Consider the following 15442-nt stretch of genomic DNA (forward strand, 5'->3'; position numbering starts at 1 on the left):
GAATGTTTATAGAGGTGGACTTGGAATACCTAACAGGTTTTGGAAACCTGTTAGGATACGTGTTTAATAAAACGCTAATGCCACTAAATATCTTTTGGAATACAATAGTTGTGGTTTTCCGCGTGAGTGATAGAAGCTGGCTACCGAAGTAGCGCGGATAGCACGACAGCATTATGAAAAGGGGCCGAATGAGCGGTTTGTATATTTGGCCCATTTTCATAATGATGGCACGCCCAAATGTGGATGAATACGATTTATTTTTGCTCGTTACACACCATTTTGTTGAGCCAAATGCAGCTGAATAAGGCTATCATTCCCAAACTTCCCATCACGAACCAATTGACGAGATAGCCATAATGACCAATGATTTCGAGGCCTGTTTTGGAACTGGCAATATGCGCCAAACTGAAACTCATGGTGTATAAACCCATGTATTGTCCTTCTTGTCCATTTGGTGCTCGGTTGAGGGCTACAGCATTGGCAAAGGGGAAGGAAAAGATTTCGCCCAAGGTGAGTAATACGATGCTGATGATTAAAATTCCAACCCAAGAATCGAGTAATAAAACGTAATATCCTGCTGCAATGCAGAGTGAACCGTAGGCGATGTTTCTAACTTTATTTATTTTTTTTCGTTCTAAGAAGCCAACCAAAGGCATTTCTAAAAGGAATACCAATAATCCGTTGATAGAAAGGAGCATACCGGTTTGAAACTCGGTTAGCCCAAATTTTTCGTTGTGGTATAAAGGGAGTGTCGTGAATATTTGGAAAAATACCATGGCCGTGATAAAGCTGATGAACAACAGCATCCAAAAAGGTTTGTCTTTGTAGATGGACTTTGGTAGTATTTTTGTCTCGGAATCATCGGTGGCAATTGGGATTCTCTTTTTTTCTTTGATGTAAAAAGCAAAGATCAAAATCGCGATGATGCAAGAGCTTCCATCAACCCAAAACAAACCTGGGTATCCCATTCCTAGAATGATCAATCCGCCCAATGTTGGGCCTGCGGTAAAACCTAGATTCACGGCCAAACGTACTAAAGACAAGGCTCGAACTCTGTTTTCGGGTTTGGCATATACGCTCAGGGAGACAAACATAGCGGGTCGAAACATATCAGAAATCGCCATGATTATAAACATTCCAAAGCATAATCCCCAAAAGGTTGTGATGTATTGCAGGATAAAAAACAGGATTCCACTGGTAAAAAGGCTGAAAAACAGGATTTTGTAAAAACCAATTTTATCGGTCAATTTTCCACCCAACCAAGAGCCTAGCATAGAACCTAATCCGAAGGCAACCATAATCCATCCCACTTCGCCATAAGTGAAGTGTAAATTTTCTTTTAAATATTTGGATAAAAAAGGCAGTACCATGGTACCCGCCCTATTGACAAAAGTGATTAGTGCAAGTATCCAAACTTCGCGCGTGAATCCTTTGAAATTGTTGATGTAGCGACCGAGAGCAGTTTTGAGCATAGAATGATATTGAATTTTCAAAGATAAAATTTTTAAAGGGTTGTATCTTTGTGTCGTTATAACTTTAAACTATTTTTGTATAAAATTATAAAATGAAGCAAATTGGTATCTTACTGCTTTTGGCGCAATTTAATTTTGGCTTTGGCCAAGGAAAATTTGATGTGTCGGTTGTCGAAAAATTTCAAAAAGACCTCAATTCTGAATATGCCGATGCCAAAACGAGTCCGCTTACGGTAGAAGATTTGGCTCAATTCAAGTTGTTGGATTTTTATCCTGCAAATGAAAAAGCCTTCGTGGTTGCGCAATTTATTAGAACCGAAGATGAAAAACCATTTGAAATGCCAACTTCTGGTACAAGAAGACCAATGTATGTGAAATATGGTGAAGCTCGTTTTCAGTTAGAAGGGAAAGAGTTTAAACTGAATATTTATCGCAATATTGAATTTTCTAAAAAATCAGCATACAAAGACGATTTGTTTTTGCCTTTTTCGGATTTGACATCGGGTAAGGAGAGTTACATAGGTGGGAAATATATTGATTTGAAAATTCCAACTGGCGATACGATTGTTATTGATTTTAATGTATCGTATAATCCGTATTGTGCTTACAATCACAAATATTCCTGTCCAAAAGTGCCGCTGGAAAATGATTTGGCTATCGAAATCAAAGCTGGTGTTAAGAAATTTCACGACTAATGCAATTTTTTAATTTACATACCCACAAATCTACGAATCAAGACACGGTTTTAGAACTCGTGAATCAATATCCGCAAGAATTTGATGCGGCGATTCCGTATTATTCGATTGGGATTCATCCTTGGTATATCGATGAACAAAGGCTTGAGGCTGATTTGCAAATGATAGAAAGTAAATTGCAAGAGCCTAATTGTCTCGCTCTAGGCGAATGCGGATTGGATAAACGCATTGCCATTTCGTTGGAATTACAACAAACAGTTTTTGAAAGACAATTACTTTTGGCACAACATTATAAAAAACCAGTTGTGATTCATTGTGTGGCGGCTTTTCAAGAGGTAAATGCCCTCAAGAAACGATTAAAAATAACGGTTCCAATGATCATTCACGGATTTTCAAAGAATAAACAAGTGGCTAAGGAACTCATCGATAATGGATTTTATATTTCGTTTGGGAAATATTTATTGAGAAATCCTGAACTGGAATCCGTTTTTGTAAGTATTCCCAATGATAGATTTTTTCTGGAAACGGATACTGTAGAAGAAGGGATTGAAGAAGTATATGCCTTGGCAGCCCAGTATAAAAAATGGAGTATGGAAGAACTTCGACAACAAATAAAGAGTAATTTTGCAGCAGTTTTTAAAACGCAACTTTAAAGATAAAATTAAAACGAATTGATATGGCAGAGTGGACAGAAAGAGCCGAACTTTTATTTAAAAAAGAAGGATTACAGAATTTGCAAAATGCTCACGTAATGGTCGTAGGACTTGGTGGAGTGGGTTCTTTTGCAGCCGAATTTTTGGCTAGAGCAGGAGTGGGATCTCTAACGATTGTAGATGGCGATGTGGTGGATATTACCAATATCAACCGACAGTTGCCTGCCTTGCATTCTACTGTAGGACAGTCTAAAGTCACTGTTGTTGGAGATCGGTTAATGGACATCAATCCAGAATTGAAATTGACACGCGTGCAAGAATTTCTTTCGCCAGAACGCGCTTTTGAAATTGTTACCGAAGAATTTGATTATGTTTTGGATTGCATTGATAGCGTAACGCCAAAATTAAATTTGATTATTGCCGCCAAAAGAAAACGTGTAAAAATCATCAGTAGCATGGGAGCGGGTGGTAAAATGGAAGCTTCGAAAGTAAAAGTAACGGATATTACCAATACTGTAAATTGCTTTTTTGCAAAAACGATTCGCAGACGCCTTAAAGAAGTGAAAATCGATAAACTAAAAGTAGTATTCTCTTCTGAAATTCAAGACGAAACTAGTTTGAGAATGACCGATGGATCCAATTTTAAAAAATCATTTTACGGAACCAATAGTTATATGCCCGGATTATTTGGCTTGTATGCCGCAGAAACGGTGATTCGATATTTGTTGAAAAAGACGGATAGATAATAGACGAATAGATAATAGACTTTTTAGAAAGAAATAGTGACCTAGTGTCTCTCCCGATAGATATAGGGACTTAGGAACTCAGCAATTTAGAATCTCAAAAAAAAATGATACAAACCGTAATTTTCGATATGGATGGTGTAATTGTCGATACAGAACCTGTACACCGTTATGCTTATTTTCAACATTTTGAGGAACTCAATATAGCAGTTCCAGAGGAAATGTACACTTCTTTTACGGGATTCTCTACCAGAAATGTTTTTCAGAAGTTAAAAGAACATTTCCTGTTGGAACAGGAAGTTGAAGATTTAATACAAAGAAAAAGATCGATATTTAATGATGCTTTTGATACGAAGGAAGATTTAGAGTTATTGGAAGGAGTAGAGCATTTAATTAAAGATTTTCATCAAAACGGTATGCAATTGATTGTGGCTTCATCGGCTTCAAAAGTGACTATAGAAAGGGTTTTTCTCCGTTTTGGGTTGCACCAATATTTTTCGCATATAGTGAGTGGGGAAGATTTTCCGAAATCAAAACCACATCCCGCTATTTTTGAACATGCCGTTTCGTTGTCGGTTTCGTCAAAAGAAAATTGTATTGTGATAGAAGATAGTACCAATGGCGTGAAAGCGGCCAAAGCTGCGGGAATTCTTTGCATAGGATACAATAGCATTCACTCGAAAGATCAAGATTTGGCTTTAGCGGACTTTGTGGTAAGTCATTTTGATGAATTGAATTTTAAAAAGGTATCAGGATACTAATTTTGAATCATTATTGTCCGAATAAGATTTTAAAGTATTCTGTTATGTGCTGTATTAGAGTTATTTTTAAAAGATAAACGAATAGCACGCTTGATTTTAAAATTTCTCGCAAAGTCGCAAAGTCGCAAAGTCGCAAAGAAAATAAAGCTAGACTTCGCGTCTTTGCGACTTTGCGAGAGAATAACACAAAATAATTTTTGAATTTGAATTAATAAAAAATTAACAGTTAGAACTTTCTGAATTTGTAAATTTGAGCAAACACATAAAACAATAACATGAAAAAAATTCTTATTGCTTTCGCCTTTATTATAGCTCCCTTTATTACTGAGGCACAGTTAAAGACACCTCAAGCTAGCCCAAAATCGACAGTTTTTCAAACGGTTGGTTTGACAGATGTAGAAATTGTTTATTGCAGACCTGCCGCAAGAGGCAGAGCGGTATTTGGAAACTTAGTTCCTTTTGGAAAAGTTTGGAGAACAGGCGCCAATGAAAACACAACGATTTCTTTTAGTGAAGATGTTACCATCGATGGTAAAATAGTACCAAAAGGGAAATATGCCGTGTACACTATTCCTAAAATCGAAAGCTGGGAAGTGATTTTTTATTCCACCACAAACAATTGGGGAACTCCTGAGACATGGAATGAAGCCAATGTAGTGCTAAGAACTACGGTAAAAGAAGAAGCTTTGACAAAACCAGTTGAGTCTTTCACTATTAGTATCAGCAATTTGGATGCTAATTTTGCTTATTTGGATATGGCTTGGGAGAATTCATCCGTTTCAATGAAATTTGAAGTCCCAACGCAAAAAGTAACATTAGCGAATATCGAAAAAGCGTTGGCAGGACCGACATCGGGAGACTACTTTTCGGCGGCACAATATATTTTTCAATCGAATGGAGATAATGTGAAAGCACTTTCTTATGTGGATAAAGCATTAGAAATGAGTACCGAAAAACCGTATTGGTTCACTCGATTGAAATCATTGATTCAAGCCAAATTGGGAGATAAAAAAGCAGCAATCGAAACAGCTAAACTGTCTCTTGCAGCAGCAGAAATTGCCAAAAATCAAGATTACGTAAAAATGAATAAAGAAAGCATTGCAGAGTGGAGTAAAAAATAATTTTTTTTGCAGTAGAGACGCTGCAGTGCGTCTCTACATATAATATCAAGAATCCCGTTTCATAGATTTGAAACGGGTTTTTTTTATGATTAATAGTAAACACTATTGAGTATTAATGCGAATCAAAATTTGAGTTTATAACTTGTTGATCTTCAACGAGACCTAACAGGTTTTAGAAACCTGTTAGGTCTAATCCGAAGAACATCAGCGTTTTATTTCAATCCTTTATTCGTATTGTTTTAAAAAAATAAGAGCAATGGGTGTGAAAATTTAACTACATTACGATATTGTTTTTATTGCAATGAAAAGGCATGTATTTTGTAATTAATTCTATTTTATATTAAATATCGATATAATTTACCAAATTATTTATTTTTTTTAATTTTTGAGTTTTTTTTATGTATATCTTTGGCACTGGATTTAGTAGTACTATTCAAATTTTTGAAATAAATTTTATCGATCCAACCTATCAATTATAAGGATAATGAATACATAACATTATGAAGGTAAAAATAAAATTATGCATTTTGGGACATTTGCCTCATTTGGCTGAAATCTTAAAAATTGAAAAATGGAATTCATCCATTTTTGAAATCACGGGGGTGAACAATCTTAATTTTGCTGGCTGTTCCGATGGTCCAAATTGGGAATTTCTGGATAATAATATTGAGAAAGAACTTCCTCCCAATACCGATGCCGATATTCTAATTGTGGTAACCAATGTTCCGTTGCAGGATGATTATTTTGTGAGACGCTTTTCGGACAATAGAATTTGTATTACGTATAGCGGCATGTCTGATATTTTGATTTTTAATGATATTCCGTTAAAAAATTTGCTGTTAAGACTATTGTATTCGGCAACCTTGGTTTACAAAAGTCAAGGCAATCGAATACCATTGCTTAGTGAAATTAAATTTACTCATGATGATCCCAGAGGTTGCATATTTGACATGAATGGTGCCGATAAAAAAGATATTGTTTACTCTACCAATAAGCCAGAAATTTGTAATTCCTGTGTGGATTCATTGATTAATAACCATGTTACTAATAACAGTGTTGATGAAGCGTTAATTATTGAAACACAAAAAGAGTTAAAAAGAATTAATAAAGGTCTCTACTTTAAAATTACGGATCGAATAAAAAAGCATCCCATTATTACCATCGTTATTTCATCTGTGGTAGCATTATCAATCGATTTAATTTCACATTTTATTTATGAGTATATTAAATAATTTGAGTAGTTTATAATCCCGTTTCATTGAATTGAAACGGGATTCGTTTATTATCGGGGCATTATTTATGGGGTAATTTGATTAATTCAAACTTAAAAGTCAAAAAAGGCATTTCGCTAAATCGAAATGCCTTTTTTAGTATTTTATAATTTATCCACAACCAATTTATACGTTGGATCTTCTATAATATTCACATCAATTATTGCCTCTGCATTATTTAGTAACTGAATACAATCTTTACTCAAATGTCTCAAATGTACTTTTTTACCAATTTTATGATAACGATGTGTAATAACATTCAAGGCTTCAATAGCTGACATATCAGCAACACGACTTTCTTTAAAATCAATTATTACTTCGTTTGGGTCATTCAGGACATCAAATTTTTCAGTAAACGCAGTAGTTGAGGCGAAAAATAATGGACCATATATTTCATAATGTTTCACTCCTTCGTCATCAATGTATTTTTTAGCTCTAATTCTTTTGGCACTTTCCCAAGCAAAAACCAAAGCGGAAATAATAACTCCAATTAAAACAGCCAAAGCCAAATTATGCAATAAAACAGTGATTAAAGCAACTATTATTACAAGGAAAACATCTTTCTTCGGCATCCTATTAAATATTTTTAAACTTGCCCATTCAAAAGTTCCAATCGCAACCATAATCATAACACCTACTAAAGCTGCCATAGGCAATTGTTCAATTATTGGAGCACCAAATAAAATAATTACAAGAATAGTAAAAGAAGCAACAATACCAGACAAACGTGCTCTTGAACCAGCCGATAAATTAACCAAAGTTTGGGCAATCATTGGACAGCCACCCATTCCGAAGAAAAAACCATTCAATATATTAGAGCTACCTTGTGCAATACATTCTCTGTTTCCGTCCCCCTTTGTTTCTGTAATTTCATCAACTAAATTTAAAGTTAGTAAACCCTCAGTCAATCCCACTGCTGCCATAATCAAAGAATAGGGGAAAATTAATTTTAAAGTTTCGAAATTGATTGGAATATTTGGAATATGAAATGGTGGAAAACCACCACTTACAGATGCAATATCTTTTACTGTTTTTGTTTCAATTCCTAAGAAAAAAACTAATATAAATACCACTATAATAGCTACTAATGAGGATGGAACCGCTTTGGTTATTTTAGGTAAAAACACTACAATCCCAATAGTCAAAGCTACTAAGCAAACCATAATGAACATAGGATTTCCAGAAAGCCAAACAATTTGACCATTTAATGCCGTTTTGAACTGCTCTAATTGCGACATAAATATAATTATCGCTAATCCATTTACAAATCCAAACATTACAGGATGTGGTACCAAACGTATAAATTTCCCAAGTTTAAAAAGCCCAACTAAAATTTGCAAAATCCCTGCTAAAGCGACAGCTGCAAAAACATATTCCAAACCATTTGATTTCATCAAAGCAATCAATACAATAACTGTTGCTCCAGCTCCGCCAGAAATCATCCCAGGTCTTCCACCAAAAATTGCAGTAACCAAACCCGCTATAAAAGCAGCGTATAAACCCATTAATGGAGGAAAACCAGCTAATATAGCAAATGAAAGGGATTCTGGAATCATAGTCATAGCAACAGTTAAACCAGCTAAAATTTCTGTTTTATAATTTACCTTTTGCGATAAATCAAATAAATTAAATACTTTTTTCATATGTGGATAATATTTGTTTTTTAATGGAATATGGTATCGCCATTCTTCATTCTAATTTGTGATTTGGAATCATGGCGATTTCATAAAATAATATAAATGGATTGTGGTGTGATTTCTTATTCAGAAAACACACAGATTAGGATGCAAATTCATACACTGAAAATGTATCGAAAAAAAAGCGATAAGTGGTTTAGGAATAATCCTTCGATTTAAAGACTATAAATCAAGGCGGAGTAACTGTGATAAAATGAGTATTGTTTTTCATCATAATAATGCAAAAGTAACCTTTTAAAATAAAGAATCAAAATCAAAATTGTAGCAAGATATTTACGTAATCTTTCAACTACGCAAACCGTTTGAAGAGCGGGAACGTTACCGAAGTAACGTGTCCCGATAGCTATCAGGAAGCCCGACCCCATTATAGAAAGAGGCCGAATAAGCGGTTCTATAAGTTGGCCTCTTTCTATAATGGGGTTACACCCGAATGATTTTAAATAATAATTTCTTTAGGTGTAGAATTGCCTTTTTCAGTCCTAAAAATCGTCTTTTGCAATAAGTACGATAAAACTATAGTCAGTAATGCTCCAATGAAATTAAGCCATAAATAGCCCAGTTTTTCTTCGCCGCTAGGATAGATAAAAATGGCAAAATAATAAATCAAAATAATAGCGGTTTGACTGATAACGGCACTATAAAAAATGGCTTTTCCCTGTATTTTTTTGATGTAAAAACCAACTAGAAATATCCCTAAAACGGTTCCGTAAAATATTGATCCTATGATGTTTACCAATTGAATTAAATTCTCAAAAAGTGTAGCGATACAGGCAAATGCTATGGCAATAACGCCCCACATGAGTGTGAAAAATTTGGTAACATTGAGATAATGTTTGGCTGTTTTCTCTCCTTTAACGTTGCGTTTGTAAATGTCAATGGCGGTGGTAGAAGCCAATGCGTTGAGTCCGGAAGCGGTAGATGACATGGCCGCAGAAATAATTACAGCCAGTAATAAACCAATGAGACCTTTGGGCAAATAATGGAGTATGAAATAGAAAAACACATAATCTTTGTCGTTGGTTTCACTGTTTTTATCGACTTTTGAGATTATTTCCCGGGCTTGTGCTCGCAAGTCTTTTTCTTTGAGTGCCAAATCGACTAGCTCTTTTCGAAGTGTGGGATTGTCGTAATCTTGATTGAGTTGGTCTATATACAACAGATTGATTACTTTTTCATCTTCGGATAATTTGTCTAAATCTTTCTGTAAATTCTGATATTCGTTTTTGTAAATGGAGTTTTCTACCAGCAGTTTATTGTTAGGATTAAAGTTTAAAGGCGTTTCATTGAATTGAAAAAACACAAAAACCATAACTCCGGTAAGTAATATACCAAACTGCATCGGTACCTTTAAAAGTCCGTTCATAATCAATCCCATTTGGCTTTCGCGAACAGATTTTCCAGACAAATAGCGACCTACCTGAGATTGATCGGTGCCAAAATAAGCTAAGGCAAGAAAAAAGCCACCCGTGATTCCGCTCCAAAAAGTATATTTTTCATTTAAATCAAAAGAGAAATTTACGATATTCATTTTGTCATTTGCTCCAGCAATATGCATGGCATTATCAAAGGTCATTTCGTTTGGTAAATAGTGAAGTATCAGGAAAAAGGTAATTACCATTCCCGAGAGGATCACAAACATTTGCTGTTTTTGGGTAACATTTACTGCTTTGGTACCCCCAGAAAAGGTGTAAATGATTACCAAAACACCGATAATAATATTCATATAAGTAAGATTCCAACCCAATAATGCCGATAAAATGATAGATGGGGCATAAATGGTAATTCCGGTTCCCAAACCTCTTTGAACCAAAAATAAAATGGCCGCCAAGGAACGGGTTTCAAGATCAAATCTTTTTTCTAAATATTCATAAGCGGTAAAGACTTTGTATTTATGATATATTGGTATAAAAGTGACGCAAATTACGACCATGGCAATCGGCAAACCAAAATAGAATTGCACAAACCCCATTCCGTCATGAAAGGCCTGCCCCGGTGTTGATAGAAAGGTTATCGCGCTTGCTTGTGTGGCCATAACGGAGAGTCCAACTGTAAACCAAGGAGTTTCATTATTACCCAAGACATAATCCTCAACGTTTTTGCTGCCTCGAGTTTTCCAAGCACCATATATTACTATAAATAATAGCGTTACTATTAGAATAATCCAATCAAATAATTGCATAGGTTAAGAGTATAATTTCATGATTAAGTAAAAAATGATAATAAAAACGGCATTGGCTACAAGGACAAGAGTATAGCTTTTTGACCAAATTTGAGGTTTTTTTGAATCCATCTTTTTATTGTTTTATTTTTTGATTCGGAACGGTTACTGCGCTTTTAATCGAAATCATATTCGATAACAATTTATAGGCTCCGGGAACGCCTTCGGGTAATTCTCTAAAAAAACTTAGCCCCGTATAAATGTAATTCCCTTTTCCGTAAGGAGCAATTAATAGCGCACCCTCCTTGGCACTTTCTCCTTTGTCATTTGAGGATAGGATAGGAGTGAAGGCCTTGTCAAACTCTTTTGGGTAATACAATCCCTGTTCCTGTTTCCAACCCTTGAAATCATTTTGGGTAATTGTATTGGGGTAATTCAAAGTAGGATGATTTGGAGTTAGAAAACGAACTTCGGCATTTTCTTCGGTTACTCTGTCGCTTGAAATTTTTAGGGGATAGGGTGCAATATTTGAGGTAACCAAATCATCGGTTGTGTTGTACTGTACAATCATTGTTTTGCCGCCTTTTACAAAACTAAACAAAATATCCTGTTTGTTTGCCAATGCTTGTACGGTATTATAGGCTCTCACTCCGGTCATTACAACATCAAAAGAGTCTAGTTTTTCGGGAGTTATTTCTTCGGGTTTTAGTAGTGCTACTTTGTACCCCATTTGTGTTAAGCTCTTTGGAACTTCATCTCCAGCTCCCATGATATAAGCAATTTTTTCGCCATTGGTTTTCAAATCAAATCGAATGCATTTTACTTCAGCAGTTTTTAAAACTTGCTGTTTGGTAATATGATCATAATTGATTGTAATTTGTTCTTTGTCGTATGCAACACCGTCAACAGTAGCAATACTTTTGCCCACTGCTTCACTCAATACATCGGGTGGAGTAACTTCAAAATAAACGGTTTGTTCCATTCCTTTTTTGTCCAATTGAAAAGAGATCGATTTTGGAGATACGTTCCAATCTTTAGGCAAATCTAGTTTTAAATCTCCTTTGATGTCGTTTTTTTTCGCTTTTATGCTGACACCTACGTATTTGCTTTTGGTGCTTGTAAATAACATCACCTTGTCTTGAATGGTTGTGGTTACAGCTGGAACAATATCAAGGAAATTATACATTTCTCCTTTTACATCGTCCGTGTATTTGTAGACAACGGTTCTTTCAAAAGGAATTTCAACCTCAGAGATTTTGATTAGAAAAATCACTTTTACTTCTCGAATTATATCTGGAATTCCTATGTTTTTTTGTTCCTCGACTGTGTACATGCCAACGGTTCCTTTTTCTTTTAGCCAATACGGTTGCGTATAATTTAACGTTATTGGTAATTGTAAATCGAGTGTAGAATTATGTAAAATATTATTCTTTAAATCGGTGTTCAAAAGGGTGTTTTTTTGTTCCGGTAATGTTGTAACGCTTACCAATTGCATACCAATTGCACTTCTGTTTATGGCTTCCAGTTTTAGTTTCACAAGACTTCCTGGAGTGGCTTCCTGAGTATCGGCCACAGCTTCAAGATACAAACCTGCACAAGCGGCGATGGTATTTTTTATTTCTTCGGATTTAACAGTTTTCCAATGTTCTTCTTCCAAAGCTTGAATCATAGTATAGGCTTTCGCCAAAGCAGGAATGCTAGCCGACGGGTTTTTGAAATCGTATTGATTGGCAATTTGGGTTAGTAATTCTCCTATGGGTTTTCCTCCTTTTACGCGATTCCAACTGGTATCGATGCCTTCAAATAAAGATAATTTGTCTTTTAAAGGGGCTCCTTTTAGAAATTCGAAATATTCCGTTTCTTCTCCTCTTGTTCCGGTGTTGCCAAACCCTTGTGACTGGTGTCTGCTGCGACTTAAAGCTGCGATTTCTTGATTGGATTTGCCTATTGTAGCATAATAAACCCCAGTTTGAATTGCAGTTAGTTTCGTTTTATTGGCAGCCTCAAATTTTTCCTTGCTTCCATAAAACCACCAAGAGGTATTAAAAAACAGTCTTTTGGGTTGCCAAAGTGATACTAGTTTTAATTGTTCTGGATAGGAAGTTGGGTTATTGGCCAAATCAAAACCTTCAACACTAAGCATGGCCGATGAAGTGTGATGACCGTGGGTAGTTCCGGGAGTTCTGTGATCGAATCGGTTTATTATTACATCTGGTTGAAATTTTCTAATAGTCCAAACAAGGTCGGATAGCACTTGGTCTTTATCCCAAATTTGTAATGTTTCCTCCGCTTTTTTTGAATAACCAAAATCATTGGCTCTAGAAAAAAACTGTTCTCCACCGTCAATTTTTCTGGCTTCCAGAAGCTCCTGAGTTCGGATTACTCCCAATAATTCTCTCAATTGTGGACCAATTAAATTTTGTCCGCCATCGCCTCTGGTTAATGATAGATAGCCTGTTCTGGCATAGACATCATTAGACAAATACGAGATTAAACGCGTGTTTTCATCATCGGGATGTGCAGCAATATAAAGTACAGTCCCCAGAAAATTTAGTTTCTCAATTTGATTGTATATTTCGGCAGCATTTGGTTTTTGTGGTTTTTGAGCATTTGCTATTTGAATAGCGAGGATGAAAATAAAAAGTGATTTAAAGTAAATCTTTAGCATATAAAATGAATTTGTATAAATTAAATTTCAGAATAGCATTGAATAGAGTAGCTTCAAAAATACTAATTAAAAAGTGGGAATATTTAGAGAGGTTTCCAAAAGTTATGTTAATGTTTTAATAGAGTGGACGCATAATGTAAATTTTAAAAAAAACTGATTAAAGTGTCTTAAAATAAAAATAGAATATTAAATTTGAGAGAATTGGAAACAGCGATAATTCAATTATGCGCTCGAAATTATAAGAAGCCCCTTATCTAAAAAGAACCTAACTATGACGAATGTACAATACGTAGAAGATGTATTAAAGAACGGTTTTGAACAAACGACTATTATTCAGCCCGATGATTATGAAGGTAAAGTGACCACGAGCCTCATTCGGAAATTGAATCTCAAGCCTTCTGAGAAAGCCATATTGTGTATTCATGGGTTTAATGATTATTTTTTTCAAATAGTTATTGCAGAGGAGTTTTTGAAGCAAGGGTATCATTTTTACGCCTTGGATTTAAGGAAATATGGAAGGTCTCAGTTACCAAACCATTTACCGAATAATGTAAGGAATCTATCTGAATATTATGAAGATATGGACAGTGCATTAACGATTATAAAAGAGGAAGGAAATAAACAAATAGTACTGTACGGGCACTCTACAGGTGGGCTTATAGTAACTTTGTATGCTTCGGATCGAAAAGGGAGGGAGCTATTTGATGTTTTGGTTTGTAACAGTCCGTTTTATGATTTTAATGTGCCGTGGATTCAAAAGAAAACGGTCATTCCTATATTTTCTTTATTGGGCAGATTGCATCCAAATGTTTCTTTGCCTGTAAGTTTTTCTAAATTTTATGGCAAAAGTTTGCATAAAAATGATTTTGGAGAGTGGGATTACAATTTGAGCTGGAAACCTCATGTTGCCCCGTCGATAAATGCGGGTTGGGTAAATGCAATACATCAAGGTCATCTAAAAATCGCCCATGGTGTTGGCATTAATGTACCAATCTTGATCTTACATTCCCGTAAATCGGTATATCCAAAAGAATGGAGTGAAGAAATGTTTGAAGGAGATGCTATCTTGAATGTGACAGATATTAAGGAGAAATCAAAAAGGGTTACCGCACCCATAAAAGAAGTTGTTGAAGTGGATGGTGCTATTCATGATGTGGTTCTTTCCAGAAAACCAGTACGAGATATTGTTTTTAAAAATACCTTCGAATGGTTGGATAAAATAAATAACTAAATTTAAATAGAAAGAGAGCCTCTTTCGTGGCTCTCTTTCTATTTATTTAAATAAAATGGCAATTAATGTTTGCCATTTCCATGTCCTTTTCCATTATTCCCTTTTCCTTCATGTTTATCGTGGTGATCGTGGTCATGGTCGTCATAGTCATGGTCGTCATAATCACGATGTTCATTATAATCGCCTCTGTTTTTTTGATATTTTCCTTTGTATCCTTTATAATATTTTACTTTGTGATTATTGAAATAGGAGTAAGGCCTATTGCCGTGGTAATCGGTTAATACTACTTTATATCCATTGTATAAATTGTAATTTCTACAACGGTTGGGTAATTGTCTGGTTCGAACCCAGTTTCCATTTCCAAAATAAATATACTGTGATGCTCTTATATCATAGTAGACTTCTATATCGGGTAAATAATAATATTCCACATTAGAATAACCAACAGGACCCCAAACAGGAGGAGTTCCTATATTTACATTTACGTTGGGTGTTCCTATGTTTACATTAACAGAAACTTGTGCCTGTGTTGAACTCGCTGCAAAAAATAGGAGTCCGATAATAAATAATTTAATTGTTTTCATTGTAATTTAGATTTGGTATTTATTTGTATACTGTTTATAGGGAGTTTTTTTTTTTGGATGCTTAGATAGACAATAACTAAACATTTTTGTTATTATTGTATAACGCGAATCGAATAATTTTAGGTGTTCTCTAGTTTGTATTTAATTTATTAGGACTATACTTGATTCTTGGCCAGTCTTTATTTTCCGAATGATTTCAAGGATTAGCATTGATTTTAGATGCTAATTTATCGAAAACTAGCGAAGATGCGAACGAATGTTGAATATGTGAATTTTTGATTTTCAACGGAGACCTAACAGGTTTTTAAAACCTGTTAGGTCTAATCTGAAGAACCTCTAAGGAAGTGAATGTTTTAGTAATTTAAGCAATTGTTCTGTAATTAACTCG

12 protein-coding genes are annotated in these 15442 nt (G+C 35.0%); 7 read left to right on the forward strand and 5 right to left on the reverse strand.

The genetic code is table 11. The annotated features are described in order from the left end of the window. Positions 1-254: 254 nt before the first annotated feature. Positions 255-1472 (reverse strand): MFS transporter, encoded by a 1218-nt coding sequence (locus FNW52_RS17480; RefSeq protein WP_143378805.1) that lies wholly within the window; start codon positions 1470-1472, stop codon positions 255-257. Between the two features lie 92 nt (positions 1473-1564). On the opposite strand from FNW52_RS17480, the gene FNW52_RS17485 reads away from it, so the two are divergent. The 6 genes from FNW52_RS17485 (at position 1565) to FNW52_RS17510 (ending at position 6677) form a co-directional block, all read left to right on the forward strand. After that, positions 1565-2167 carry a DUF1684 domain-containing protein gene (locus tag FNW52_RS17485; protein WP_143378773.1) on the forward strand — a complete coding sequence of 201 codons (603 nt, stop codon included), beginning with the start codon at positions 1565-1567 and terminating at the stop codon, positions 2165-2167. Next, a complete protein-coding gene (locus FNW52_RS17490; RefSeq protein WP_143378774.1) occupies positions 2167-2820 on the forward strand; it encodes a TatD family hydrolase in 654 nt (217 codons plus the stop codon). Before FNW52_RS17485 ends, FNW52_RS17490 begins: the two co-directional genes overlap by 1 nt. A gap of 23 nt (positions 2821-2843) precedes the next feature. Beyond that, positions 2844-3566, forward strand: a complete 723-nt coding sequence (locus tag FNW52_RS17495; protein WP_143378775.1) for a ThiF family adenylyltransferase — start codon at positions 2844-2846, stop codon at positions 3564-3566. Between the two features lie 104 nt (positions 3567-3670). After that, positions 3671-4324, forward strand: coding sequence for an HAD family phosphatase (locus FNW52_RS17500; protein WP_143378776.1), 654 nt, complete (start codon positions 3671-3673; stop codon positions 4322-4324). A 275-nt stretch (positions 4325-4599) separates the two neighbouring features. Next, a complete protein-coding gene (locus FNW52_RS17505) occupies positions 4600-5445 on the forward strand; it encodes a DUF2911 domain-containing protein (protein WP_143378777.1) in 846 nt (281 codons plus the stop codon). Between the two features lie 500 nt (positions 5446-5945). Next, positions 5946-6677, forward strand: a complete 732-nt coding sequence (locus FNW52_RS17510; protein WP_143378778.1) for a hypothetical protein — start codon at positions 5946-5948, stop codon at positions 6675-6677. A 143-nt stretch (positions 6678-6820) separates the two neighbouring features. Here FNW52_RS17510 and FNW52_RS17515 read toward each other — a convergent pair whose 3' ends face one another. The 3 genes from FNW52_RS17515 to FNW52_RS17525 form a co-directional block, all read right to left on the reverse strand. After that, positions 6821-8359, reverse strand: a complete 1539-nt coding sequence (locus tag FNW52_RS17515) for a SulP family inorganic anion transporter (protein ID WP_143378779.1) — start codon at positions 8357-8359, stop codon at positions 6821-6823. Between the two features lie 490 nt (positions 8360-8849). Next, entirely contained in the window at positions 8850-10592 is a 1743-nt protein-coding gene (locus FNW52_RS17520; protein WP_143378780.1) for a sodium:solute symporter, read from the reverse strand. 115 nt (positions 10593-10707) lie between these two features. Continuing rightward, on the reverse strand, positions 10708-13239 hold the full coding sequence (locus FNW52_RS17525) for a PIG-L family deacetylase (protein WP_143378781.1): 2532 nt from the start codon (positions 13237-13239) through the stop codon (positions 10708-10710). A gap of 271 nt (positions 13240-13510) precedes the next feature. Between FNW52_RS17525 and FNW52_RS17530 the strand changes: the two genes are divergently transcribed. Next, a complete protein-coding gene (locus tag FNW52_RS17530) occupies positions 13511-14470 on the forward strand; it encodes an alpha/beta hydrolase (protein WP_143378782.1) in 960 nt (319 codons plus the stop codon). Positions 14471-14532: 62 nt separating this feature from the next. Here the strand turns inward: FNW52_RS17530 and FNW52_RS17535 are convergent, their stop codons facing one another. After that, positions 14533-15054: a hypothetical protein gene (locus FNW52_RS17535; RefSeq protein ID WP_143378783.1), complete on the reverse strand. Its 522-nt coding sequence runs from the start codon at positions 15052-15054 to the stop codon at positions 14533-14535. Between the last annotated feature and the right edge of the window lie 388 nt (positions 15055-15442).

Source organism: Flavobacterium sp. ZT3R18, assembly GCF_007097385.1.
Classification (GTDB): domain Bacteria; phylum Bacteroidota; class Bacteroidia; order Flavobacteriales; family Flavobacteriaceae; genus Flavobacterium.

Coding starts and splice junctions, on each gene's coding strand:
- FNW52_RS17485 (WP_143378773.1), top strand. CDS start 1,565: ATGAAGCAAATTGGTATCTTACTGCTTTTGGCGCAATTTAATTTTGGC.
- FNW52_RS17535 (WP_143378783.1), bottom strand. CDS start 15,054: ATGAAAACAATTAAATTATTTATTATCGGACTCCTATTTTTTGCAGCG.
- FNW52_RS17500 (WP_143378776.1), top strand. CDS start 3,671: ATGATACAAACCGTAATTTTCGATATGGATGGTGTAATTGTCGATACA.
- FNW52_RS17480 (WP_143378805.1), bottom strand. CDS start 1,472: ATGCTCAAAACTGCTCTCGGTCGCTACATCAACAATTTCAAAGGATTC.
- FNW52_RS17520 (WP_143378780.1), bottom strand. CDS start 10,592: ATGCAATTATTTGATTGGATTATTCTAATAGTAACGCTATTATTTATA.
- FNW52_RS17490 (WP_143378774.1), top strand. CDS start 2,167: ATGCAATTTTTTAATTTACATACCCACAAATCTACGAATCAAGACACG.
- FNW52_RS17530 (WP_143378782.1), top strand. CDS start 13,511: ATGACGAATGTACAATACGTAGAAGATGTATTAAAGAACGGTTTTGAA.
- FNW52_RS17515 (WP_143378779.1), bottom strand. CDS start 8,359: ATGAAAAAAGTATTTAATTTATTTGATTTATCGCAAAAGGTAAATTAT.
- FNW52_RS17505 (WP_143378777.1), top strand. CDS start 4,600: ATGAAAAAAATTCTTATTGCTTTCGCCTTTATTATAGCTCCCTTTATT.
- FNW52_RS17525 (WP_143378781.1), bottom strand. CDS start 13,239: ATGCTAAAGATTTACTTTAAATCACTTTTTATTTTCATCCTCGCTATT.
- FNW52_RS17510 (WP_143378778.1), top strand. CDS start 5,946: ATGAAGGTAAAAATAAAATTATGCATTTTGGGACATTTGCCTCATTTG.
- FNW52_RS17495 (WP_143378775.1), top strand. CDS start 2,844: ATGGCAGAGTGGACAGAAAGAGCCGAACTTTTATTTAAAAAAGAAGGA.